General features: G+C 29.0%; 24 protein-coding genes. 7 read left to right on the top strand and 17 right to left on the bottom strand.

Annotated features, from left to right (window positions below):
• Window positions 1–129 precede the first annotated feature (129 nt).
• The 5 genes from P8F83_RS19180 to P8F83_RS19160 all read right to left on the bottom strand — a co-directional run bounded on the left by P8F83_RS19180 (window position 130) and on the right by P8F83_RS19160 (window position 4,746).
• Window positions 130–810, bottom strand: coding sequence for a response regulator (locus P8F83_RS19180; protein WP_326512303.1), 681 nt, complete (start codon window positions 808–810; stop codon window positions 130–132).
• A 14-nt stretch (window positions 811–824) separates the two neighbouring features.
• Window positions 825–2,357: a sensor histidine kinase gene (locus P8F83_RS19175; RefSeq protein WP_326512302.1), complete on the bottom strand. Its 1,533-nt coding sequence runs from the start codon at window positions 2,355–2,357 to the stop codon at window positions 825–827.
• Window positions 2,358–2,466: 109 nt separating this feature from the next.
• Complete coding sequence (locus P8F83_RS19170) at window positions 2,467–3,207, bottom strand: TIGR03943 family putative permease subunit (RefSeq protein WP_326512301.1); 741 nt, start codon at window positions 3,205–3,207, stop codon at window positions 2,467–2,469.
• 9 nt (window positions 3,208–3,216) lie between these two features.
• Window positions 3,217–4,104: a permease gene (locus P8F83_RS19165; protein ID WP_326512300.1), complete on the bottom strand. Its 888-nt coding sequence runs from the start codon at window positions 4,102–4,104 to the stop codon at window positions 3,217–3,219.
• A 21-nt stretch (window positions 4,105–4,125) separates the two neighbouring features.
• Window positions 4,126–4,746: a GTP-binding protein gene (locus P8F83_RS19160; RefSeq protein WP_238905234.1), complete on the bottom strand. Its 621-nt coding sequence runs from the start codon at window positions 4,744–4,746 to the stop codon at window positions 4,126–4,128.
• 116 nt (window positions 4,747–4,862) lie between these two features.
• Here P8F83_RS19160 and P8F83_RS19155 point away from each other — a divergent pair, with 116 nt between their 5' ends.
• Window positions 4,863–6,392 (top strand): hypothetical protein, encoded by a 1,530-nt coding sequence (locus P8F83_RS19155; RefSeq protein WP_326512299.1) that lies wholly within the window; start codon window positions 4,863–4,865, stop codon window positions 6,390–6,392.
• A gap of 49 nt (window positions 6,393–6,441) precedes the next feature.
• Here P8F83_RS19155 and P8F83_RS19150 read toward each other — a convergent pair whose 3' ends face one another.
• The 4 genes from P8F83_RS19150 to P8F83_RS19135 all read right to left on the bottom strand — a co-directional run bounded on the left by P8F83_RS19150 (window position 6,442) and on the right by P8F83_RS19135 (window position 9,890).
• Window positions 6,442–7,578 (bottom strand): aminotransferase class V-fold PLP-dependent enzyme, encoded by a 1,137-nt coding sequence (locus P8F83_RS19150; RefSeq protein ID WP_326512298.1) that lies wholly within the window; start codon window positions 7,576–7,578, stop codon window positions 6,442–6,444.
• A 10-nt stretch (window positions 7,579–7,588) separates the two neighbouring features.
• A complete protein-coding gene (locus P8F83_RS19145; RefSeq protein ID WP_326512297.1) occupies window positions 7,589–7,852 on the bottom strand; it encodes a putative Se/S carrier protein in 264 nt (87 codons plus the stop codon).
• 71 nt (window positions 7,853–7,923) lie between these two features.
• Window positions 7,924–8,766, bottom strand: coding sequence for a hypothetical protein (locus P8F83_RS19140; protein ID WP_073021679.1), 843 nt, complete (start codon window positions 8,764–8,766; stop codon window positions 7,924–7,926).
• A gap of 110 nt (window positions 8,767–8,876) precedes the next feature.
• Window positions 8,877–9,890: a homoserine dehydrogenase gene (locus P8F83_RS19135; RefSeq protein WP_326512296.1), complete on the bottom strand. Its 1,014-nt coding sequence runs from the start codon at window positions 9,888–9,890 to the stop codon at window positions 8,877–8,879.
• Window positions 9,891–10,011: 121 nt separating this feature from the next.
• Between P8F83_RS19135 and P8F83_RS19130 the strand changes: the two genes are divergently transcribed.
• Window positions 10,012–10,542 (top strand): hypothetical protein, encoded by a 531-nt coding sequence (locus P8F83_RS19130; protein WP_326512295.1) that lies wholly within the window; start codon window positions 10,012–10,014, stop codon window positions 10,540–10,542.
• Window positions 10,543–10,566: 24 nt separating this feature from the next.
• On the opposite strand, the gene P8F83_RS19125 is transcribed toward P8F83_RS19130, so the two are convergent.
• Together P8F83_RS19125 and P8F83_RS19120 are read right to left on the bottom strand one after the other, a co-directional pair.
• The gene (locus P8F83_RS19125; protein ID WP_326514862.1) at window positions 10,567–11,001 is read right to left on the bottom strand and encodes a nucleoside deaminase; all 435 of its coding nucleotides are present in this window, start codon (window positions 10,999–11,001) and stop codon (window positions 10,567–10,569) included.
• A gap of 25 nt (window positions 11,002–11,026) precedes the next feature.
• Window positions 11,027–12,268, bottom strand: a complete 1,242-nt coding sequence (locus P8F83_RS19120) for an HlyC/CorC family transporter (RefSeq protein ID WP_073021687.1) — start codon at window positions 12,266–12,268, stop codon at window positions 11,027–11,029.
• Between the two features lie 290 nt (window positions 12,269–12,558).
• On the opposite strand from P8F83_RS19120, the gene P8F83_RS19115 reads away from it, so the two are divergent.
• The 3 genes from P8F83_RS19115 to P8F83_RS19105 all read left to right on the top strand — a co-directional run bounded on the left by P8F83_RS19115 (window position 12,559) and on the right by P8F83_RS19105 (window position 16,406).
• Window positions 12,559–13,941: an MATE family efflux transporter gene (locus tag P8F83_RS19115; RefSeq protein ID WP_326512294.1), complete on the top strand. Its 1,383-nt coding sequence runs from the start codon at window positions 12,559–12,561 to the stop codon at window positions 13,939–13,941.
• A 168-nt stretch (window positions 13,942–14,109) separates the two neighbouring features.
• Window positions 14,110–14,634, top strand: a complete 525-nt coding sequence (locus P8F83_RS19110) for a TetR/AcrR family transcriptional regulator (protein WP_326512293.1) — start codon at window positions 14,110–14,112, stop codon at window positions 14,632–14,634.
• 71 nt (window positions 14,635–14,705) lie between these two features.
• Entirely contained in the window at window positions 14,706–16,406 is a 1,701-nt protein-coding gene (locus P8F83_RS19105) for an MFS transporter (RefSeq protein ID WP_326512292.1), read from the top strand.
• Between the two features lie 47 nt (window positions 16,407–16,453).
• Here P8F83_RS19105 and P8F83_RS19100 read toward each other — a convergent pair whose 3' ends face one another.
• Window positions 16,454–16,642 (bottom strand): hypothetical protein, encoded by a 189-nt coding sequence (locus P8F83_RS19100; protein WP_326512291.1) that lies wholly within the window; start codon window positions 16,640–16,642, stop codon window positions 16,454–16,456.
• 186 nt (window positions 16,643–16,828) lie between these two features.
• On the opposite strand from P8F83_RS19100, the gene P8F83_RS19095 reads away from it, so the two are divergent.
• Entirely contained in the window at window positions 16,829–17,773 is a 945-nt protein-coding gene (locus P8F83_RS19095; protein ID WP_326512290.1) for an alpha/beta hydrolase, read from the top strand.
• 77 nt (window positions 17,774–17,850) lie between these two features.
• Here P8F83_RS19095 and P8F83_RS19090 read toward each other — a convergent pair whose 3' ends face one another.
• From P8F83_RS19090 to P8F83_RS19070, 5 genes are all read right to left on the bottom strand, one after another.
• On the bottom strand, window positions 17,851–18,198 hold the full coding sequence (locus P8F83_RS19090) for a hypothetical protein (RefSeq protein ID WP_326512289.1): 348 nt from the start codon (window positions 18,196–18,198) through the stop codon (window positions 17,851–17,853).
• A 12-nt stretch (window positions 18,199–18,210) separates the two neighbouring features.
• Window positions 18,211–18,732, bottom strand: a complete 522-nt coding sequence (locus tag P8F83_RS19085) for a sigma-70 family RNA polymerase sigma factor (protein WP_326512288.1) — start codon at window positions 18,730–18,732, stop codon at window positions 18,211–18,213.
• Window positions 18,722–19,501 carry a hypothetical protein gene (locus P8F83_RS19080; protein WP_326512287.1) on the bottom strand — a complete coding sequence of 260 codons (780 nt, stop codon included), beginning with the start codon at window positions 19,499–19,501 and terminating at the stop codon, window positions 18,722–18,724. The genes P8F83_RS19085 and P8F83_RS19080 overlap by 11 nt, the downstream gene beginning before the upstream one ends.
• Window positions 19,502–19,831: 330 nt before the next feature.
• On the bottom strand, window positions 19,832–21,130 hold the full coding sequence (locus P8F83_RS19075; RefSeq protein ID WP_326512286.1) for a sensor histidine kinase: 1,299 nt from the start codon (window positions 21,128–21,130) through the stop codon (window positions 19,832–19,834).
• Between the two features lie 24 nt (window positions 21,131–21,154).
• The gene (locus P8F83_RS19070) at window positions 21,155–21,880 is read right to left on the bottom strand and encodes a LytR/AlgR family response regulator transcription factor (protein WP_315110562.1); all 726 of its coding nucleotides are present in this window, start codon (window positions 21,878–21,880) and stop codon (window positions 21,155–21,157) included.
• Between the two features lie 166 nt (window positions 21,881–22,046).
• Here P8F83_RS19070 and P8F83_RS19065 point away from each other — a divergent pair, with 166 nt between their 5' ends.
• Window positions 22,047–22,484 carry a hypothetical protein gene (locus tag P8F83_RS19065; protein ID WP_326512285.1) on the top strand — a complete coding sequence of 146 codons (438 nt, stop codon included), beginning with the start codon at window positions 22,047–22,049 and terminating at the stop codon, window positions 22,482–22,484.
• Window positions 22,485–22,521: the final 37 nt, after the last annotated feature.

Genomic DNA, 22,521 nt, shown 5'->3' with positions numbered 1-22,521 from the left:
TTATTGTTTATTTTGGTCTTTTTGTTCACAGTTTTTTACTGGTTAACCGATTTCATTTAATTTTTTATTGAGAAAACTAGTTTTTCTATGTTATTTTATTCACATATATAAGAAAAAAAGTAGCTTCCGCTACTTTTTTAATCTATAGTAATTATTTGGTCTTCCTACTTTTCCATATTCTAAGGTTAATTCCATTTTTCCTTCCTCAACCATATACTCTAAATATCTTCTTACTGTAACTCTAGCTAATCCCACCTCATCAGCTAAGCTATCAGCCGTAACCTCCTTAGTTGGATTATTATTTATTGTTCTCCATATCTCATTATAAGTTACTAAACTTAACCCTTTTACAGTTTCTTTTTTACTTACATTAGAATTTTCACTGTTAACTATGTATTTATCAATATGCTCTTGCTTTAAATCAACTAAAGAACTCATCTTATCATGTCTATTTTTATATTTTATCAATGCCTCATTAAATCTATCTTTAGAAAATGGCTTAACTAAATAATCAACTGCTCCATATCTAAAGGATTCATCTACACTTTGAACGCCTTTTTCTGCTGTTATTAATATAGCATCACAATTAATATCATTTTTCCTTACCCATTTTAATAAATCAATTCCATTCCCATTTGGTAAAAAAACATCTAACAAGATTAAGTCTACACTATTTTCTAATAAAAACTCTTGAGCTTCTTTAATTCTTGAACATTCATAGATTACATTAAAGCCATCAATTTTACCTAAAAACTCTTTGTTTATCTCTCTAACCATAGGATCATCTTCTACAATAATAACCTTTATCAAATAATCATCCCCTCTTATATTCTAACTTTCCATTCTGTTATTTTTCCGCTGGTAAAGCTTATTTCTCCACCTAAAGAATCAAGTATCTCTTTTACATTATATAGACCATATCCTCTATCACCTTTTTTAGTTGTAAATCCTCTATCAAATAAATTAATTCCTATTTCTTCCTTTATCGGCTCACCATTATTTCTTACTTGTATCATAATATCATCTTCCTCAGATATAAATATAGACATTTCTCCATTTTCTTTATCTTTTAATACATCTATAGAATTATCTAAAAGATTTCCTATTATGGTGAGTAAATCATGAGTTCCTACCTTCTCACGCTCTTTTTTCAGATTACAGCCCTCTTCTATTATAAATTTTATTTTTGCTTCCTGAGCTTTATGGTACTTAGCTAAGATCAGACCTTGTATTGACACATCTTCTATTTTCTTGAGAGATTCCACTACCTTATTTCCCATCTCAGATACATCAAAAATATATTTTAAAGCTTTATCATATCTCTCTAATTGAATTAATCCAGCAATAGTATGTAGTTTGTTCATAAATTCATGGTTTTGTGCTCTTAAATCCCAAGTTAATAACTTTATCCCTGTAAGCTCTTCTGCCATTTTTGTTACTAATGATCTATCTTGGAAATTAACTAAAGCACCTATTATATTTCCCTCGTTACCTGTGATACCTTTATAATTACTTAATATTATAGTATCATCAGATAATTTTTCAGTTCTATTATAATACTCTTCTCCAGTTTCAAGCACTTCTTTTAAATTATTTAATATGATTGGATAAATGTATTCTTTATCATCTATATTTAAAATTTCCTTTGCCTTTTTATTTAAAACGGTTATCTCACCTTTAGTGTTTATTGCTATTAGACCATCGTTTGTATTATCTATTACTGCTTTTCTTTCCTCAACTAACAGAGCTATTTCCTTAGGCTCTAATCCAAATATAGTTTTCTTTATGTTATTTGAAAGAGCATATGCACCAATAACACCTATTATAAATGCTAGCCCTATATATGGAATTAATTTGTACATAAAAGATGTTGCCTCTTGTTTCCAGTCAGTTTTTAAAATCCCTACACATACAGCACCTACTTGTATACCCTCTTTATAAACTGGAGCAAAAGCCCTTACTGAATATCCTATTCTCCCTAGACCCTCTGATATGTAACTTTCTCCACTTTCAAGTACTCTTTTATCATCTCCACCTTCAAAAGGCATACCTATGTATTGTCTTAATGGATGAGAATACCTTATTCCATTCATATCAATAACAACTATAAAATTAACCTTCATTTTTAAATTAAGTTTTTCTGTAAATGTCTGAATCTTGAAGTTATTAACACCCTTCTCAAGTTCATCTTCTATAAGTGGTACAGAAGCTACAGCTTCAGCTGTATCTAATAGATAATTTTCATTTTTTGCATTTACTTTATCTCTAACCATTTTCATGGCGAAGTTAGAAATTACACCTATAACCGCCATAATTACTACAATAGTTAATAACATTATTTTATTTCCAAGTTTCATATTATTCTCCTAAGTAACAAACTCTAATAAAACTAGTATAACAAAAAACGAGGGTTCATAATAACAGGGAAATAAATTAAGCCCCAAAAGGGGCCTCTATAATATTAATTTAAGCTTCTTTATATAAAAATTCATTTTGGTCATTTGGAATTCTGTTTGTTGATTTCACCTTAATAGTTGGTAAGGCTACCTTGTTTCCTTTATACTCTACTTCATTAACATTTATAAATCCATTTACCTGAAGCCACTGTCCTTTTTCTGGCATGTTTACTTCATCAGACTTAAATACTAATGCTAGATTCTGAGAATCAGCCACACAACAATTAAGTACACTTCTACCTAGATAAAAAAGTCCCTTCTCTTTTTCTACCTTATATACAAATCCACTTATATCCACTTCTCTCCCTAAATAATTTTTAGGATTCTCCTGAAGCTCCTCAAAATAACAAAAAAAGTGTTCTTTATCAAATTTTATTATTCCCGTCTCATTAATCTTTTCATGACTTTCTTTATCTTCATGTATATCTTGATTGTTTAATATTAGTGTAACCCCCTTATATTCAGTAGCTTCTATTCCACTTACTTCTCTTCCATACATCATCAAGATAAAGGCTATAAAAAAAATACCATAACCTTTTTTAACCCCTTGTCTTGAAGGAATTGTGAATACTCTAGTTAATTGGAACAAAGAAATAATTCCTATTAGTATTATTGCAAATACAGTGTAATAAAACATTTTAGGATGCACATAGTTGTAGAGTCCTTCCGTTTTTAATAAGTATATTAAGTACAAATCAATAAATGTCAAACACAAAAACCATATAAATTCATTTAAATTTAATTTCTTCATCCATACCTCCTATATTAAGCAACCTACTATAAAACATGAAGAAAATACTAAAAACATAAGTTTAAATACAAACCCTTTCTTAAACCCACTAAAAAGCATTAAATTATTTTTTAAATCTAACATTGGTCCAAGTATTAAAAATGCCATAACTGGACCTAATGAAAATTGAGTTAAAAAGCTTCTAGCAACAAAAGCATCAGCCTCAGAACAAAGTGATAATAAGTAAGATAAAACCATCATAACAATTACGGCTAATAATTTATTAACAGCTAGTCTATTTACAACATCACTAGGTATTACCACTTGAAATAAAGAAGCTAATATACTTCCTATTATTAAATATTTACCTATGCTGTATAACTCTTCACCTATATGTCTTATTAATACCTTAAGGCTTTTTTCTTTTTTAAGTTCTTCACATCCACAGTCACAAGTAAAGCTTATATTTCCTTCTTTTAGAACATATTTGTTATTATTTAGAACCTCTAATAAAAAACCAATAATTATGGCTAATGTAATCCCTATACCTACCCTTAATAACAAAACCTTGGCACTTTGACCAAATGCTTGATATGTAGAGAGCATAACCACAGGGTTTACTATAGGTGCAGCAAGCATAAATGTAATTGCTATGTTAGTAGGAACACCTTTTTTTACAAGTCCCCTAGTTACTGGAACAGTGGCACATTCGCATAGAGGAAAAAAGAGCCCTAATAGTGATGCTACTATGGCTCCTCCTAACTTGTTTTTAGGTAGAACTTTCTTTATTAATTCCTCAGTCAAAAAGGTGGTAATAATACCTGCTACTAAAGCACCTATTAAAATAAAAGGAATAGCTTCTATAAATATTCCAATAAATAAAACACAAAAACTTTTAAACATATCATTCAAAGCCATTAATTCTTACCCACCCCCTATTCACATATTTTTAAAATAATCTGTTATCATTTTGTATATTCCCTTACTTATTATTTTGCTGCTTTTAATTTCTTCTTGTAGCGAATCTATTGATTTACTTATCAATATGTATGAATCCTTATTTAGATTCATAATAGTATCCTCAACCTTATTCTTTTTTTCATCGAGAAGATCTCCGCAATTATTTATTATTATCATATTTGCTCTATGAATATAAGATAATATGATAGCTCCCATACTTTTTAGAAATATTTCAATAATCCTTCCATCTACAATTACGAATAAAGCTCCTAAAGTTCCTTTTGATTCATCTACATTTTCTATAAGATTATTTACAGTTTGTACCCCATTTGCTTCTATTATTATTCTATGTGGTTCATGAAAGTTTATAGCTCTATTTAACACTCTCTTATCTATTTGGGCGTTGCTTCTAAATTCCTTTATAACAACTCTATCATCTGACTTTAAATCATCTCTTATTTCTGTGTTGCCCTTTTCACACTGCATAATAAGTACTTTTTCATCCTTAGTCAAAGTTTCTTCCAAGTAAGCATTAATAAATGAAGTTTTACCCCAGGATAAAAAACCTCCTACTATTTCTACTGTGCATTTTTTTGCCATTCTACGCCCTCACATAAATATTTTTCCTATATTTACTTTAATATTTATATTCTTTTAAATATTACATTATTACTTATCATATATTTTATAAGGAAATTAATTATTTAGGAGGAAATATGATTTCATATAAAAAAGATGAGTTTTTAATCATGAAAAATGAAGAGTTATGGACATTTTATAAAAACTATAAAAACGAAATTTGTTATACAATATTGAAAGAAGATTCTTCTGGAGAGGAGGTTTCTTTAATAAAAGACTGTCAGAAGTTACTTTCGGTTATTTTGAGTAACAATGGATATATCTATATATTAGCTATATCCTCAACTAAGGCCTTAATGTTTTATACTTATAGTGACTTAGGCATAAGAGAAAATACCTTATTAAACTACTCTTTTGATATGGAGTATATTCAAGTTATTTCTCTAAATAACTCGTTAAATTTAATATATACAAGATACGATAATAGCTCATTAAGCCTTTATCATAGAATAATTGATTCTAATTTGTATATAACCGCACCAGTTTTAATTGATAGAATTCAAAAAACTACTGATTTTCCCTTTATAGCTGCTGTTAACTCTACTGATTTAATTGTATTATATATAAAGAAATCTCAAGACTACTATATAGGTTATAGAGCATTTTCACCTACAAAATATGCCTGGGGATCATTCATAACTTTAGATAAATCCCCTCTTCTTCCTTATGATTATTCATTTATATTAGGAGAAAATAATCTATCAGCTCTTAGTTATTCTATAAAGGACAATTATAATTCTTTCTTGCGATATGGAATTATAATAGATAATGTTTTCAAGGGGAAAACTTTAAAGACAACAGAAAATGTAAATAATTATTCATATCTTATATATGAAAAAGACCACTTTTACTTAACCTATACATTTAAGAATAAGTTATTTCTAAATCTTTTATCTGTTGGCGGAGATCTAATATCTATAGATACTATTCCTTATTCTAAAGAAAGCAAAATAGAAAAATATATTGTTCAAAGTGATTTGGAGAGCGTTTCTTTTACATCTGCTTTTATATTATATGAAAATAATAAATTGAAATATTCAGTATTATCTTTAATATCAAGAGTTATAAATAATGAACCTAAATATAGTGCCGCAACAAAAAAAGTGGATACAACCTTATATTATGAAAGGCAACTTATTGAAAAAGAACGCTTAATAAACAAATTAAATTTAGATATTTCAAATTTAAAAAATGACATATCTCAACTAGAGAGAACTAGGACAACTGTTGAATCAAAAGATAATGAAATTAGAGCCTTAAAAGAAGATTCCTTAAGAAAAAATTCTTCTACAGTTCAGGAATATGAAAGAAGACTAAAGGATAAAGACATCCTAATAAAAAACTTAAATAGTATTGTATCTGACCTACAAGAGAAGTTATCTGATAAGCGTAAAGTCATAGATTCTTTGACTTTAAGCAACAAGGAGCTTTTTGATAGGATTACCTTATTACAAGAAAACAGTGACACTGTATCTAAACTTAAACTTCAATTATTAGATAAAGAATCCACTATATCAAACCTTAGATTGGAGATAAAAACTTTGCAAAACGAAATTGAGACCTTAAAGACCTCAAGAGGCTCTATATTAAAAAAATTTTTTGAATAGAGAAGGATACTGAAGTTTCTGATTCTAGAAATTTCAGTATCCTTAATATTTATTTATTGATATATATATTTTTCAATTCAATCAATAGTTGCTTCATTTCATCAAGTGTATTAAAGTAACCTGGACTTATCCTTACGGTTCCCCGTTTTTCCGTCCCTATAACTTTATGCACTAATGGAGCACAATGATACCCAGTCCTTACGTATATATCTTTTTTATTTAATAATTTTCCTACTTCAGAGCTTTCCATACCTTCTACATTTATTGATATAATAGCTGAGCTATCTTTAGAATTTGTCCCATAACATTCTATAAAAGGCATAGATTCAAATTCACCTAATAAAAAATCTACAAGAGTTTTTTCTTTTATCCTTATATTGTTAATACCCTCATCTTCAATAAACTTTAGTCCGCTATTTAAACCTACAATTCCTGGTGTATTTAAAGTCCCGCTCTCAAACTTATCAGGTAAAAATTGAGGTTGCTCTAAGCTATGTGATTGACTTCCTGTCCCTCCGTACTTAAGCTCTTTTAAAGCAACATTTTTATTTATAATCAAAGCTCCTGTTCCTTGAGGGCCTAATAAACCTTTATGTCCAGGTACCGCTAAAAGATCTATATTATACTTATCTATATCTATTTCTATAGTTCCGGCAGTTTGTGCGCCATCAACTATAAACTTAATATTATTCCTTCTAGCCAAGTCCCCAATAGCTTTTATATCTTGAATTGTCCCAATTACATTTGAACCGTGATTTATTATTATAGCTTTAGTATTAGATTTAATTTCTTTTTCTATTTCATCTACTGAAAGAAGTCCATCTTTATCACCTTTTAATAAAGATACTTCAACTCCTTGTCTCTCTTTTTGCTTAACAGGTCTTAATACCGAATTATGCTCAAGGTAAGAGGTAATAATGTGATCTCCTTTTTCTAATAACCCATGTATAGCTATATTTAATCCATCTGTAGCATTTGCTGTAAAAATCACATTTAATGGATTATTTATATTAAAAAGTTTAGCTATCCTTTCTCTGCACTCATATATCTCCATATCACATCTTATAGACATATCATGAGCACCTCTTCCTGGATTAGCACAATAATCCCTTACACACTTTATCATCTCTTCATATACACTACGAGGCTTAGGAAAAGAAGTAGCTCCATTATCTAAATATATCATTTATATCCTCCTATATCTTCACAAGAACATAACGTAGGCTTTTCCCATTAATCACTCTTTTATATACATTTCTAATTCTTATTGAATTGCTCTTAATCTCCTCTATTATTTTATCAAGATCGTTCTCAGTAAATTCTATTGCACGAGAGCAACCAGCTGTAATTGTGCATGGTGTTGCAATCATGCTTATATCAAATTCTTTATTCTTTAGTATCTTAAAAAGCTGTAGGCACTCACTATTAGAGTAAAAAACAACTATATAAGCAATTTTCATAACAGCCTCCTTTGTATTACGTAAATCAACCCCCATATCTTAAATTTACAGGGGGTTGATAGTATCTTCCTTTATTCTCCGCAGAAATAATCATTTGAAGATGGTGGATCAAAACAATCCATTGGAAAATCTAAAGTATCAAAATACTTGCATGGGTCTCCAGGAATGATTGTTTCACAATCTGGAAGCTCGCAAGGTCCTGCTGAAGATACTGATAAATTAACAATTCTATAAAGTTTAATTATAGTAAACAATCCTATTACTGCATTAGGAACATATTGTAGAACGCCCTCAACATCTATAGGAACTAAAGTAGCTGCTAATGGATTAACAATTGCTTGAACAAATACATTTGGTGCTTCTGGATTTATAACGAATTGAGGAACAGTTGTTGAGTCAAAAGTATAAATAGTTGAATTTCCTGTTTCTCCTCCAAATAAATAAGCAACCTTACTGAAAGATGTTGTAGCAATTAAAGTTTCACTTACTCCTCCAGCAGTTGTAACAGTTAGTGTTATAGTAAAATTATAAGTTATATTTACATTCCAATAGCCATTTTCACAGAATGGACTTTGAACAACACTAGTTGTAATTCCAGTAATTACTGAATCAACTATTAATAATGTTACAGGTTCAGTAAATGCTAAAGAGTCCCCAGGAACATTGGATACTAGAACAGCTATAATAGCTGGGTTTATAGCTGGTGCTGCTAGCGCTAACGCTGTTATAGGTATAGGATCTAAATCACCATGTTTAGAGATTTCATGGCTAGAACAACCACAACAAGTGTTAGGAGAAAAAGTGCTTAAACAATCTTTTTGTTTACACTTTCCGTATACTTTTTTAGCTATTATACATTCATCTATGATTTCTTGTTGCCTTGCTAAACCATTAACTTCAAAATTATCTTGCATTTTTTATCCTCCTTATTAAAATTATAGGATTCTATATTAGTTTCAATAATATAATATGGAGGACCTTCGATATGTGTGATTTGTTATTGTAAAAATTTTCTAATTTTAAATTAATATTTATATCCTTTATGTATGTTTATAATATCTCTTAAAATAGAAGCAGCTGCATTTATAGTTCCAGACGCCCCACCCATAACAACTAACTCCCCTAAAGTATCTGTTTTAAATCTCAAACCTTTATTTTTACCATTAATTGAAGCTAAAACATTATTTTTTTCTACTAATCTAGGTTTGACCTCTATGGAAACATTATTATCTATATTAGATATAAGTCCTACTAACTTGTATCTAAAGCCATTTCCCTTTGCTTTTTCTATATCTTCTTTCTTTAGATGGGTTATACCTTTTACACTAATATCTTTTAAGGATATATCTTTATTCATAATAACATTTGCCATTATAGTCATTTTAATTGCAGTATCCCACCCTTCTATATCTAAAGATGGATCTGCCTCAGCTATTCCTAACGCCTTAGCTAATTCTAAGGCCTCATTAAAGGATATACTCTTACTTTCCATCTCATCTAATATAAAATTACTTGTACCATTTAATATCCCTTCTATAGACAAAATTTTAGAACCTGCTAATTCTATTAACCCAGAATTTAAAGAAGGTAGAGCTCCTCCTGTAGTACACCCCAGCCCCATAGACACCCCACTCTTTAATGCTCGGTCTTTTAAATCACTATATGCTAATAATATAGGTCCCTTATTTCCAGTCACTACATTTATCCTATTATCAAGTGCATATCTTATATGACTTAACCCTGGTTCTCCAGTTTCTTTATTAGTTGGTGTTAACTCTACCATTAAATCAACGCAATTAGAATTCAACACCTCTCTATAATCTAAGTCCTTATTCCATAATGAATATTCACTTAAATCATTTAAACTACATACTTCCTGTAAATCTATACCCTCACTACTATAAATTCCTCCCTTAGAATTTAATATAGCTACTACATTAATATTTAAACCTTGGTCTATAAGTTCATCATTTTTATCAACTAATAGCTTTATAAATGATTTTCCTACTCCACCGAAACCCACTAATGCCAAATTCATCACAGTACCTCCAACACTTTTATTAATTCTTTATATAAATTTAAGATTTATTAAATACACTTATACGACTTAATGTTATATAATTATATTACTTGATAAAAACTATGAGGTGATTAAGACGATGAGAGATATTTATATTGTACTTACAGCAACAGGTACATTTTATGCTAGAGCTATACGTTTATACACAAAAAAACAATATACTCATTCTTCCATTTCTCTTGATGAAGAATTAAGCAATATGTACAGCATGTGCAGAAAGTATGCTAGAAACCCGTTTTTAGGAGAATTTAAAAAAGAAGAAATAAATAAGGGTGTTTTTTCATTTTATCCAAATTGTCCATCTGTAGTAATAAAAATAACTGTAGACGAAACTCAATACACACAAATGAATTCAATACTTAAAGATTTTAATAGAAAGCAAGTTAAATATAACTTAATAGGGATATTCTTTAGATTATTTAACAAGGAATATCAAGCGAGGGACAAGTTCTTTTGTTCAGAAATGATTGCTTATTTACTTAAAGAAACTAATGTCTATAAATTTGACAAGCCTCTTAACTTTGTAGAACCTATGGATTTATTAGAAATACCTTCTGCTGAAATAGTATACCAGGGACCATTAAACAACTATCAAATAGCTGCATATTAAAAATTGACCACTAATACATAATGGTCAATTTTTTTTGCGTTTATTTTTAAAAAAGTTACTTAATATTTCACTACATTTTGTATCATAAGTCCAATTCACTTCTACAAAACTACTTAAGTGTGGATGATTAACTATATTTGCAACCGATCCACATGCCCCTAGTTTAGGATCAAAAGTTCCTATAAATAACTTGCTTATTCTACTTTGAATTATAGCTCCAGCACACATAACACAAGGCTCTAAGGTTACATATAATTCACAACCATTTAATCTCCAGTCCCCTAAATATCTAGACGCCTCTTCTATAGCTAATACCTCTGCATGGGCTAAAGAAGACTTTAGGCTTTCTCTTAAATTGTGAGCCCTAGCTATAATATGCCCATCTTTTACTATTATAGCTCCAACAGGCACCTCATCCTTCTCCAGAGCCTTATAAGCTTCTTTTATAGCTTCTTTCATATAACTCAATGGAAAACCTCTCCTCTTAAGTAAATATCCTAACTTTTTTAATCCTATTTTTATCTATTTCTTCAACTACAAACCTCATGTTCTCGTAGCTTACTTCTTCCTTAGGTTCTGGTATTCTGCCTAGTTGACCTATAACAAATCCTCCTATAGAATCAAACTCCTCAGACTCCATTTTTACACCTATTAACTCACTTAAATCATCTAATCTTATTCTACCATCTACAATATATTCATCCTCTTTAACAACTTCAATTTCTTCCTCTAGCTCATCATACTCATCCTCTATTTCTCCAACTATTTCTTCTAATAAGTCTTCTATAGTCACTATTCCAACCGTTCCACCATATTCATCTAATACAACAGCCATATGATTTCTACTTTTTTTCATCTCTTTAAATAGCTCTGTTACCTTCTTAAATTCAAAGGTATAATAGGCTTCTCTTATACAATCCTGAACCTTAAAGTTGTCTTTATTATTTAAAAGGATTAAATCCTTAACATACATTATTCCTATAATATCATCAATACTATCATTATAAACAGGAATCCTAGAGAACTGTTCTTCCTTAATTATATCTATAACATCATCATAGGTTGAGTCTAAACCTAAGGCCACTATATCTACTCTTTGAACCATTACATCTTTAACTTGAATATCACCAAATTCAAACACATTAAAGATCATTTCCTTTTCTTCTTCTTCTAAAACGCCTTCCTCTTCACCTACATCAACCATAGTTTTTAGCTCTTCTTGAGTTATAAATGGTTGATCTTTATTTAAATCTCCTCCAAACAACTTTAATACGGTAGAAGATATAAATGTAAATATTGCTACAAAGGGTCTTAAAATTTTCACTATTATATTCACACTGCTTGAAACCTTTAACGCGACCCCTTCTGACCTTTGCTTTGCTATTGATTTAGGTGTTATTTCTCCAAATATAAGTATTAAAATAGTCATTATTGCAGTAGCTACTCCTACTCCTGATTCACCAAACGTCTTCATAGCCACTGATGTAGCTAATGCAGATGCTCCTATATTTACTACATTATTTCCAACCAATATACTTCCAAGAAGTTTGTTTGGGTCTTCTGTAAGTTTTTCTATTAATTTAGCTCCCTTAACCCCATCTTCAACCATATGCCTTATTCTTATTTTACTTAAAGACATAAGTGCTGTTTCCGATGCTGAAAAAAACGCAGATAATAAAAGTAGAAATATAAGCACTATTATCTGCAACGTATAACTTGAATCCAAAAAAATCACTCTCCTATAGTTTGGTAAATGTTATTTCAAATATTATACCATATTTATATCTTTCGATTAATATTTACCAGACAAAATATCTAATAAACTAACTTAAAAAAGTACTAATCCTAGGTTTAATGTTGTTTATTTTAAGTTTTTTATGCTTTTTGTGCATTATTAGTTATTCTTATATGCCCATATTAATACCTCAAACACCTCATTTAAGTCACTCAAATTAACTGAATCGCTGACTTATAATATTATTATGAGATTAAATAATGTTAAAGGAGGTGAGGGCTATGGGAGTTAATGATAAAATATTTACAGAAGGTAAAATAGGAAAAACTTTATTAAAGTTTGCTATTCCTGCAATGATTTCTCTCTTAGTAGTTGAACTTTATAACATGGTAGATACTATATATGTAGGTAGATACATCGGTTCTAACGCTATAGGAGCATTAACCATAGCCTTTCCTGTACAAAGATTTATGACATCCATAGGTATGTTGATTTCAGTTGGAACTTCTACCTTTGTTGCTAAAAATCTAGGAGAGAAAAATTATAATGGCATAAAAAAAACAATAATAAACAGTATAATAATGACACTTTTATCTTTAGGAATTTTATCTTTAATAATATATGTATTTCATCAACCTATAATAACTAAATTAGGGGCTAGTGAAAATTTATATCCATTTGCTGAAGACTATATATCTATAATTCTTATAGGAACAGTATTTCAGGGACTAACAATAGTTATGGGATATATAATGACCTCTTTAGGTGATACTAGAATAAATCTCTATGCAAACTCTTTAGGTGCTATTGCTAATGTATTTATAAATCACTTATTTGTTGCAATGCTTGGCTATGGAGTAAAAGGTGCAGCTATTGCAACAATAATATCTCAATTTATAGCTTTCCTATTTATAAGTTATAAATTCTATAAAACAAAGAATACTTTAAAACTAGATATTACTGCTTCTGGATTAAGCAAAGAGTTTTCAAGAAGTTTAATAAAAGATATATTTACTATAGGTTTTTCAACTTTTGTTATAGAAATTTCAGATGCTGTAGTTTCAGTAGTACTTAATAACTTACTTTTATCAACAGCTGGAGACAATGCTATAATTATGATAGGAGTTATAACAAAGGTTTCTATGTTTATGTTTGTTACGATAATAGGAGTAAGCTCATCTATGCAACCTATAGTTTCTTATAACTATGGTGCAGAAAATAGAGAAAGAATGCTTAAAGCCTTAAAGGTTTCTATAAAATGGGTAACTATATTTTCCTTAGCAATATGGAGCGTACTTATGTTATTCACTCCATCTATAATAGGATTTTTCCTTAAAGAAATTGAATTATTAAAAGAAACCATAAATGCCTTTAGAATATGTATATCTATCCTTCCTGTAGTAGGGATATATTATATTGGCATTTACTACTATCAAGCTATAGAGGAATCTGGAAAATCTTTTTTACTTTCAGTTTATAGACAAATAATAGTATTTATTCCGCTAGCAATAATACTCATTAATTCATTTGGAGCCATGGGAGCTTGGATTGCTTATCCCTTATCAGATTTAATATCTGCGATAACATCTATATTCTTCATGAAGAGAACTCTTACTCCAAAAGTTAAAGAACCAAAAAGAGTTCTTAAACCGAAGTTATCATAAAGTGATAATCCAAAACCTTGTTTTGGTATCTATATAATTTAAAAACAGTAAAAGAGTCAATTAACCATTTCGTGTTAATTGACTCTTTTTCTTTATATAATACTATTGCAAAAAATTTCTCATAGGGCTATAATATGAACATGGTTCATATAAAGTGAGGGATAGGATTTGCCAAAGATTATAGAAAACATAAGAGAATTAATTTTGGATGAAGGAAAAAAAGCCTTAACTAATTCCAATTACAAAAATTTAAATATAAGAGAAATAACTAAAGCCTGTGGAATTGGTACAGGAACTTTTTATAATTACTTTAAAAATAAAGAGGAAATGGCTATAGCTATTTTTGAAAGAGATTGGGCCAATATAATCTCTTCTGTTAAATCTATTGTAAAGGCAGATATAAGTTTAAAAAATAAACTTTTTCAAATATACCTTTGTATAGATGGGTTTTTAAGTGATCATATATCTATTTTTATTGAAATGTCCTCTGATAACTGCAGCTATAAGCAAGATATGTCTACAATGGCACCATTATATGAAGCTGTAGAAGAAATTCTTGTTTTGCATAAAGGAACTCTTAATACTAGCATAGAAGTAAAAAAATTAGCTGCTTTTATAATATATAACTTTAATAATATGGCTAAAACCAAATATATTACTTTTGAGGAATTTTACAGTTTATTAGTACTATAAATATTTAGGAGTATCTCCTAAATATATTTTTTAAATTTATGTGAACGCAGTTCATAAAAGGAGTGTATTAAATGAATAAGAAAAAAACTTTAGCACTTATATTATTTTTATTAGGTATATTCATAGGAGCTATGGATACTGGTATAGTTTCTCCAGCTAGAACAGTAATAGCTAACTCCTTTGGAATTGATGCCAGTAGTTCTATATGGATGATAACCATATATACTTTAGCTTACGCTGTTACCATGCCTATATCAGGAAAACTCTCTGATATATATGGTAAGAAAAAAATATATACTATCAGCATACTAATATTTGGATTAGGTTCTTTACTTTGTGGTATCTCAGATTTTTATGGTGGATTTACCCTTCTTTTAGTAGCTAGAGTTATTCAAGCCATAGGTGGTGGCGGAATTATGCCTATTGCTACAGCATATATAGGTGAGACTTTTCCTCCTGAAAAAAGAGGTTCTGCTCTAGGCATGGTTGGTGCTATATATGGAATTGCAACCACTTTAGGTCCTACTATAGGTTCTGGACTATTAAGTCTAGTAGGTAATGATAATTGGGGATTTTTATTCTTTATCAATGTACCTATAGTAGTAGTTATTCTTATATTATCAAAACTTACTACAGATGAAAGTTCAAAAAATCCTGACAGTAAGCTAGATACAAAAGGAAGCATAGTTGTTAGTGCCCTTATTCTTTCTCTAATGTATGCATTAACTAACTTAAACTTCCATGACTTTATTAATTCTATAAAATCTATTACTGTTTATCCATTTTTAATAATATTTGTTTTATTGGTACCTGTATTTATATACGTTGAAAAAAGAGCTGAAAATCCAGTCATAAACTTAAAATACTTTAAAGATAGAAATATAACACTAACTTTAATAATAAGTTTCATTGTAGGTTCTGGTCTTATGGGTATTGTTTTTGTTCCTCAATTTGGGGAAAATATTCTTAAACTAAAAACTGGTTCCGGTGGATATTTAGTAACCTTAATGGCTATATTTTCTGGAGTATCCGCTCCTTTAGGTGGGAAACTGATAGATAAATACTCCGCAAAATTTATACTTATAATAGGCTTTATATCTACAATTATAGGAACTCTTACTTTATCACTTATAACAGCCAAAACAAACTCTCCAATAACTCTATTTATTGGTTTAGCATTTATAGGAATTGGAATGGGCTTTTATATGGGAACACCTTTAAATTATTTAATGCAAAGCTATGTTCCTAAAAATGAGACTTCTTCAGCTCAAGCAACACTTTCTCTTATTCGTTCTATAGGAGTAGCTATTTCTCCAAACATATTGATTAATTTTATAGCAGATGCAGGCAAAAATATGGCTCCTGAACTTATGAAGGTTCTCCCTCAACCTGAAGGAATGCCCGTATCAGCTTTAAGCGGAGGTGGAATGACAAGTGATACATTATCATCATTACAAAATGCTGATGTAACTACAATATTTGATGCAATTAAAAACTTTGCTCTATCTATGATAGATAAAGTAAGTCCTATGATTAAAGCATCTTTAGCTAACACCTTACCTCCTAATGTTTCATCTGATTCTATTATAGAGGGAATTAAAGCTAGTTATCTATCATCTTTAGATGCAAATAGAGCTACTATAGAATCTACATTCCAAAGTGTATTAAATGGCGGTTTCGCTAAACTATTCATAGGTGCTGCTGTTATAGCTGGTGTAGGATTACTATTCACCTTAATGCTCTCAACTAACAAAACCAAATCTGAAATTTAATAAAAGCCATCTCTAAAAAATTTTAGAGATGGCTTTTAAAATATTTCCTAAGAAATTCTTTTTCTAAAAGTTATAGTTAAAATTATAAACATAAATATTAATAAACCTAAGTTTTCATTATTATTAAAAGAGGGAATATTAATTCTTAATAATATGTATGTAATAACAAGCAAACTAATAAAAAGCATCCCTTTAACTTTGCTTCTTTCCTTAGTTTTAGGTTTTTCATATTTCATCTATATCCCTCCTTTTATTTTTACTATTTTGATTCTATCATACATAAATTTATTTGTGTGAAATATGTAGTAAACGTTGCAAATTATGTAATAATCGTTATATTTTATTTCATTTATTAACCAATTGCCTTATGTAAGCTAATATATTATTATAAATACAATAAAACTATAGAAAGGACTGAATTAATGAAAATTTTACTAAGGATTACGTTACTCCTAATAACTCTTATATTATTAATAGGACTGACTTTGGCAAGCTTCTATTTTTATGATTTATCAGTAGCTCGTACAAGCAAAGATTTCTTAAAGGGTGACTCATCTCTAGATTTCAAACAATCAGTCCCTGCCGTAACCCCTAGAAAAACTTGGCTTGATGAGATTGGATATGAGGATATAGAAATCACATCTTTTGATAATTTGAAGCTTCGTGGCTATTATCTTAAAGCAAATAAACCCACCAATAAAACTGCTATAATTGTTCATGGATATTTTAGTAAAGCTAAAGAAATGTCCCAATATGCAAGATTTTATTATGAGACTTTAGGGTATAATGTTTTAATGCCTGATAATAGAGGTCATGGTGAAAGTGAAGGAGATTATATAGGTTTTGGTTGGCATGATAGAAAAGATTATTTGCAATGGATAGATTATATAGTTACAAATATTAATCCAGAGGCTGAAATAATATTACATGGTGTATCTATGGGTGGTGCCACAGTTTTAATGACTAGCGGTGAAACTTTACCAGACAATGTAAAAGCTATAATTTCAGATTGTGCTTATACTTCAGTAAAAGCTGAGTTGTCTTACCAGATGAAAAGAATGTACAACCTTCCATCCTTCCCTTTAGTTAATACCACAAGCTTATTAACTAGGATAAAGGCTGGCTACTTTTTCGGTGAAGCCTCAGCTATTAAGCAAGTAGCTAAATCTAATAAACCAACCTTATTTATACATGGAGATAAAGATACCTTTGTTCCTTATGAAATGGTCTATGAACTATATGAAGCATGTAGCAGTGAAAAAGACCTATTCGTTGTTCCTAATGCTACTCATGCAACAGCCTATAGAGAAGATAAAGAAGGTTATGAGAAAAAAATTAGTGACTTTCTTAATAAATATGTAAATTAGGACAACTATGTTAACTATTTTAAAATTAATATAATTAAAGCTAGAATGCATCTATCTAGCATTCTAGCTTTTCTTTATTATGCCAATACAAAATCATGCTCTATTTTAAGTTTGTATGAACCATCCTCATTAACACCTAATATTTCAATTTTTCTATCCCTAATATCTCCCCATAATAGTCTATTAGTTATTATATATTCGTGTTTTATATTTTCTTTGTCATAATGATACATAAATAATTTTTTATATTCATTTGCATCTCTAGTTACTATGGCAGTAGACTCCATACTATCCTTACCTATCTTTTTAATTTTTACATCTGTTCCCATCATTCCTTCATAGGTAAAATATAGATTTCTTAAGACCTCATCAGTTGAATTAACTACATGCATGATTGGAAAACACTTTTGATAATAGCTAGACATTAATACCCCTCCCTAATTCTCAATATATTCTTTTATTTTCTCTCTTCCTCTCATTAACCGTTTATATACTGTATCTTTAGCCATATTTATATCTTTAGCTATTTTCTCTACAGACTCATCCAGTAAATACTTTTTTACGAATATAACTTTATCCTTTTCTTTTAAATTCTCTATAAGTTCGTAAAAACCTTCATCATCTATTTGAATGTTATCCTGGTCTTTATGGATATCATCTTTTAACTCAAGATTTATTTTCTGCTTACTTATTTTTCTCTTATAATCTAAAGCTCTAAATTTTGCTACAGATATTAGAAAATTTCTGAGTTCCCCTTTAGTTTCATCATAACAATCAATATTTTCCCATATGCTCATAAGCGCATCATTAAAACACTCTTCTATATCCATTACCCCGCAAAAAGATGATAATATCTTATTTATAACACCATAAAGAAGGCGTCCATAATTATTTTTAAGCTCGATTAAAGCATCTTCTTTTCTATTTAGTATACCTGTGACTATATCTCTATCTGTCAAACTCCTCCCCCCTAACTAGAAAAGTGTTTAAATACTCATGGATTTCCTCATAATCCTCGTTTCTAATAATTACATCATAACTTTTACCATCCTTAGTTTCTAATAAAACTTCTGTGATAAGTTTAGGTCTTACTACTACAATATATCCAAGACCTAATATAGCGCTATAAAAACCAAGCAATGCTAAAACTTCAGACTTTGTAGCAAAATATATTCCAGCGGCTAACGTACCTCCAGCAGCTCCTATTGAAAATAAAAAAGGTATTGCAGCTACAAGTGTTATAAGAGCTTTTGTTAAACTTAAATTACTTTCAAGCAACCTTTTAAGTCTAAATTGCCTTTTAACCTTTTTGCCTAAACTTATCTTTTTGATTTCTTCTTTTAAATAACTCTCTGTTACAAATGGGTTGTTATAATAATTTGCTGAAGTTATCATAATTCTCTTATTTGTGCAAAACATTAACCTATTAAAAGAGTAACCATCACCAGACATAAATGGTATTTTAGCTATCATGTTTATCATCATTGAATCCTCTAAAACATCTATATCTGTACCTTTAATAGTTTTCTCTATAAATTCACCTTGCTCCAACATTTCTTGGACACGTAATCCACTTTTCTTAAGCCCACCTCTAGCTATTCTTGTCCTAACATCATTTGTTATCCTATTTAAACTGTTATCATCAATATCAGAAAAGTTCATATAACTTTCTATCTCATCTTCATCATAAGTGTTTTCATTCAATAGTTTTGCTATTTCTTTATTCATATTACTCCCTCCTAATAAGGTTCTTTACCATATATTCGTAAATTAATTGAAGATATTGGACAAAAATTTCTAATTATTAAAAGTTTTTGTATAAATTATATATCTCAATATTTTGTTAACCTTGTACAATTGTACAGGTGTACAAATTAACAAATTTACAAATTTACAGATGTACAGGTGTACAGTTGTACATCTGTACAAAAGTTTTTATAAATATATTTTCATGATCTTATTTAAACTTTTTAGAAGAATTAGAATAAAATAATACTCTGCTTAAGATAAACTCAAAGCAGAGTATTTTAATATGTAATTATAACAACCAAAATATAATTAATGGCTATGTTTAAAGTTTTTATCCAGAATTATAGTTTGCGTAAACTCTCCCTCTTCGATTAAGGTGTCTAGATAAATGGTTTCATATTTATTTATTATCTCTCTTAAACTTGTAAGACCTATTCCTCTATTGGCGCCTTTAGTTGAATACCCCTTTTTATAAAGCTTGTCTACAGATAGTATGTCCCCCTTGTATCTATTGCATATAACTATTATTAGGGACTGGTTGTCTTTTATAAATCCTATCTTAATTTTAGGTAAAACACATTCTTCTGTAGCCTCTATAGCATTATCTAATAATATTCCCAGTACTCTAGTCAAATCTATTATGTTCATACTTATTTGTTCTATGGGTTCCTTTATATCAATTAAGACTTCTATGCCCATTTCCTGTGCTCTTATTAGTTTTAATGATAATAGTCCTTTAATCTCAGGCACTTTTATCTGCCTAAGACGTCCTATTTCTGAATCATTTTTTCCAATCTTTTTGTTTAAGGGTAATATGTTTTCATAGAAATGCTTTTTTAAACCTGTCATGTCTTCTTCATCTATATATCCCATCATTGATGATATTATGTTAGCGTAATCATGTTTAAAAGACCTCATATCACTATACATACCTTCTATTTTTGTAGTATAGTTTTGTAACATTTCAAAATTAATCTGCTTGCTTTTTAATTCTGCTTCTTTTGTTATTCCTCTAAATAATATATAAATTATTAAAATCATCAATGTAAATAATATAAAAAACAAGAATGTATTAATATATTCTATACGTTTATTATTAACTGCATAACCGTAGTATTCAACAGCCCCTATATAGATTCTTATTAATATTAAAGCTATTGATATCATCATGAATATCCAAAACTTATAGTTTAATAATATATACTTTAATTTTAATTTTCTTATTAAATTCCCCAATAAATAACTTACCAAGAACATACTTATTAGCTCAACTATTATAAATAAAACTCCAAAATAATTTGAATTAGTTAACATATAATATAGCGCACAAAGAGCATAATCAGTTATAAGTATTAAAAACACTGAAGCTAATGTATATACTATACTATAAACTGCCTTCTTCGTATTCCTATATAAATACAATGCCCCACCAATAATGCTTGGTATTATTTTCAATATACTATTAATTTCAAATAGAACTGTAGCTACTAGTATTGTTAATACCACTATAGGTAATATTTCTTTATATTTAGATCTAACATTAGATAAGTTAATTATCACTATATAAGTATATATAGTGATAACAACTACTGAGCTATATTGATCCATCTTCTGTCTCCTTAATACATGTGTCTAATCCCCTATTAAATTCTTCATATGCCTTATAGAAACTAAACATTCTTCTCCATTTTTCATATATATTATTCTTTTTTTAACGTCTATCTCTTCTATATTATCCTTGTTTACTATATATGACTTATGACATCTATAAAATCTTGAATCTAACTTTTCTTCTACATCTTTCATTTGGGCAATAAATTCTATGTATCTATTTTCTCCGTGTAAAACAATTTTTCTTATAAAGGTTGATGTTTCAAAAAATAGAATTTTATTAAAAGGTATTTTAATTATTTTATCTCCAACCTTTACACTAAAGATTTTATCGTCTATTCTTTTATCTGATAACTTATTACAGGCTTCTTCTAGACATTGCCTTATTTTAGGTTTAAGTTCTTTATAGTCTTCCTTTACTATATAATCCATTGCTTCAACCTTATATTTGAAGGTCAAGTAACTCATTTCTCCATGGGTCGTTACGAAAACAATAAAACCACGTGGATCGTATTTTCTTATTTCAGCAGCTAGTTCTATTCCATTTATATCAGACTTTAAATCCACATCTAAAAAATATATACCAATCTCATCATTGTTACGTACATGATTTATTAATTCTTTAGGATTACCTGTCTCTAATGCTACTTCCATATTATAATTACTGAATTCTATACAATCTTCTACTATATTTAAAAATCTTTTTCTTTGAATATCGCTATCTTCGCATATAAATATCTTAAGCATCACAATCCTCCTAACTGATTTTAAAGCATGCACCATAAATTATAGCATAATTTTGGTAAAATATTAACGATTATTACAGTTTTTCCAACGTTTATTACACTTTTAACTATTTTCAATTAGGCTTTGATATAATATTTTCATGATTATTTATGAGGGGGATTTATTTATGGAAGATTATAAAAGGTATACTTTAGGTGCAGGAATATTAACTGTATCTATAATTCAACTAGTTCTTTATGGATTTACTCTTTTAGGATTAGTAGTTAATTTATTTATGAAGGATCAAATTGCAGACTTTCTTAGTACTCAACCTGGAGGAGCGCAAGCTTTAGAATCTATAACTACAAGTCAACTAACCATACAACTAGTTATCTATTCATTATTGTTTATAGCACTAATTGTTATTTTATTTAAAAAGTCTTTAGGAGTATATACTTACTTTACTTGTATAGCAGTAAATTATATATACGCAATAATAATGGGAGGATTCAGACCACTATCAGTTGTGTCTTTAATACTACCAGCACTTATGGCTTTCTTTATATATAAGAAAAAACATCTTTATTTTGGGGATAAAGATGGAAATCTAAACACATATAATTAATATAGCCTCTAAATTTACAACCATATATAATAAGGGC

The sequence above is a fragment of the Clostridium intestinale genome (assembly GCF_035905475.1).
Classification (GTDB): Bacteria; Bacillota; Clostridia; order Clostridiales; family Clostridiaceae; genus Clostridium_T; species Clostridium_T intestinale.
Note: the sequence above shows the minus strand (reverse complement) of the source record. Positions and strands in the feature narration are given on the sequence as shown.

Excerpts from the sequence above, each read along its gene's own strand:
- P8F83_RS19105 (WP_326512292.1), top strand. The coding sequence starts at position 14,706 with ATGAATAAGAAAAAAACTTTAGCACTTATATTATTTTTATTAGGTATA.
- P8F83_RS19135 (WP_326512296.1), bottom strand. The coding sequence starts at position 9,890 with ATGAATTTGGCATTAGTGGGTTTCGGTGGAGTAGGAAAATCATTTATA.
- P8F83_RS19095 (WP_326512290.1), top strand. The coding sequence starts at position 16,829 with ATGAAAATTTTACTAAGGATTACGTTACTCCTAATAACTCTTATATTA.
- P8F83_RS19175 (WP_326512302.1), bottom strand. The coding sequence starts at position 2,357 with ATGAAACTTGGAAATAAAATAATGTTATTAACTATTGTAGTAATTATG.
- P8F83_RS19075 (WP_326512286.1), bottom strand. The coding sequence starts at position 21,130 with ATGGATCAATATAGCTCAGTAGTTGTTATCACTATATATACTTATATA.
- P8F83_RS19160 (WP_238905234.1), bottom strand. The coding sequence starts at position 4,746 with ATGGCAAAAAAATGCACAGTAGAAATAGTAGGAGGTTTTTTATCCTGG.
- P8F83_RS19080 (WP_326512287.1), bottom strand. The coding sequence starts at position 19,501 with ATGAATAAAGAAATAGCAAAACTATTGAATGAAAACACTTATGATGAA.
- P8F83_RS19125 (WP_326514862.1), bottom strand. The coding sequence starts at position 11,001 with ATGAAAGAAGCTATAAAAGAAGCTTATAAGGCTCTGGAGAAGGATGAG.
- P8F83_RS19070 (WP_315110562.1), bottom strand. The coding sequence starts at position 21,880 with ATGCTTAAGATATTTATATGCGAAGATAGCGATATTCAAAGAAAAAGA.
- P8F83_RS19100 (WP_326512291.1), bottom strand. The coding sequence starts at position 16,642 with ATGAAATATGAAAAACCTAAAACTAAGGAAAGAAGCAAAGTTAAAGGG.
- P8F83_RS19090 (WP_326512289.1), bottom strand. The coding sequence starts at position 18,198 with ATGTCTAGCTATTATCAAAAGTGTTTTCCAATCATGCATGTAGTTAAT.
- P8F83_RS19170 (WP_326512301.1), bottom strand. The coding sequence starts at position 3,207 with ATGAAGAAATTAAATTTAAATGAATTTATATGGTTTTTGTGTTTGACA.
- P8F83_RS19140 (WP_073021679.1), bottom strand. The coding sequence starts at position 8,766 with ATGCAAGATAATTTTGAAGTTAATGGTTTAGCAAGGCAACAAGAAATC.
- P8F83_RS19155 (WP_326512299.1), top strand. The coding sequence starts at position 4,863 with ATGATTTCATATAAAAAAGATGAGTTTTTAATCATGAAAAATGAAGAG.
- P8F83_RS19065 (WP_326512285.1), top strand. The coding sequence starts at position 22,047 with ATGGAAGATTATAAAAGGTATACTTTAGGTGCAGGAATATTAACTGTA.
- P8F83_RS19145 (WP_326512297.1), bottom strand. The coding sequence starts at position 7,852 with ATGAAAATTGCTTATATAGTTGTTTTTTACTCTAATAGTGAGTGCCTA.
- P8F83_RS19150 (WP_326512298.1), bottom strand. The coding sequence starts at position 7,578 with ATGATATATTTAGATAATGGAGCTACTTCTTTTCCTAAGCCTCGTAGT.
- P8F83_RS19165 (WP_326512300.1), bottom strand. The coding sequence starts at position 4,104 with ATGGCTTTGAATGATATGTTTAAAAGTTTTTGTGTTTTATTTATTGGA.
- P8F83_RS19115 (WP_326512294.1), top strand. The coding sequence starts at position 12,559 with ATGGGAGTTAATGATAAAATATTTACAGAAGGTAAAATAGGAAAAACT.
- P8F83_RS19130 (WP_326512295.1), top strand. The coding sequence starts at position 10,012 with ATGAGAGATATTTATATTGTACTTACAGCAACAGGTACATTTTATGCT.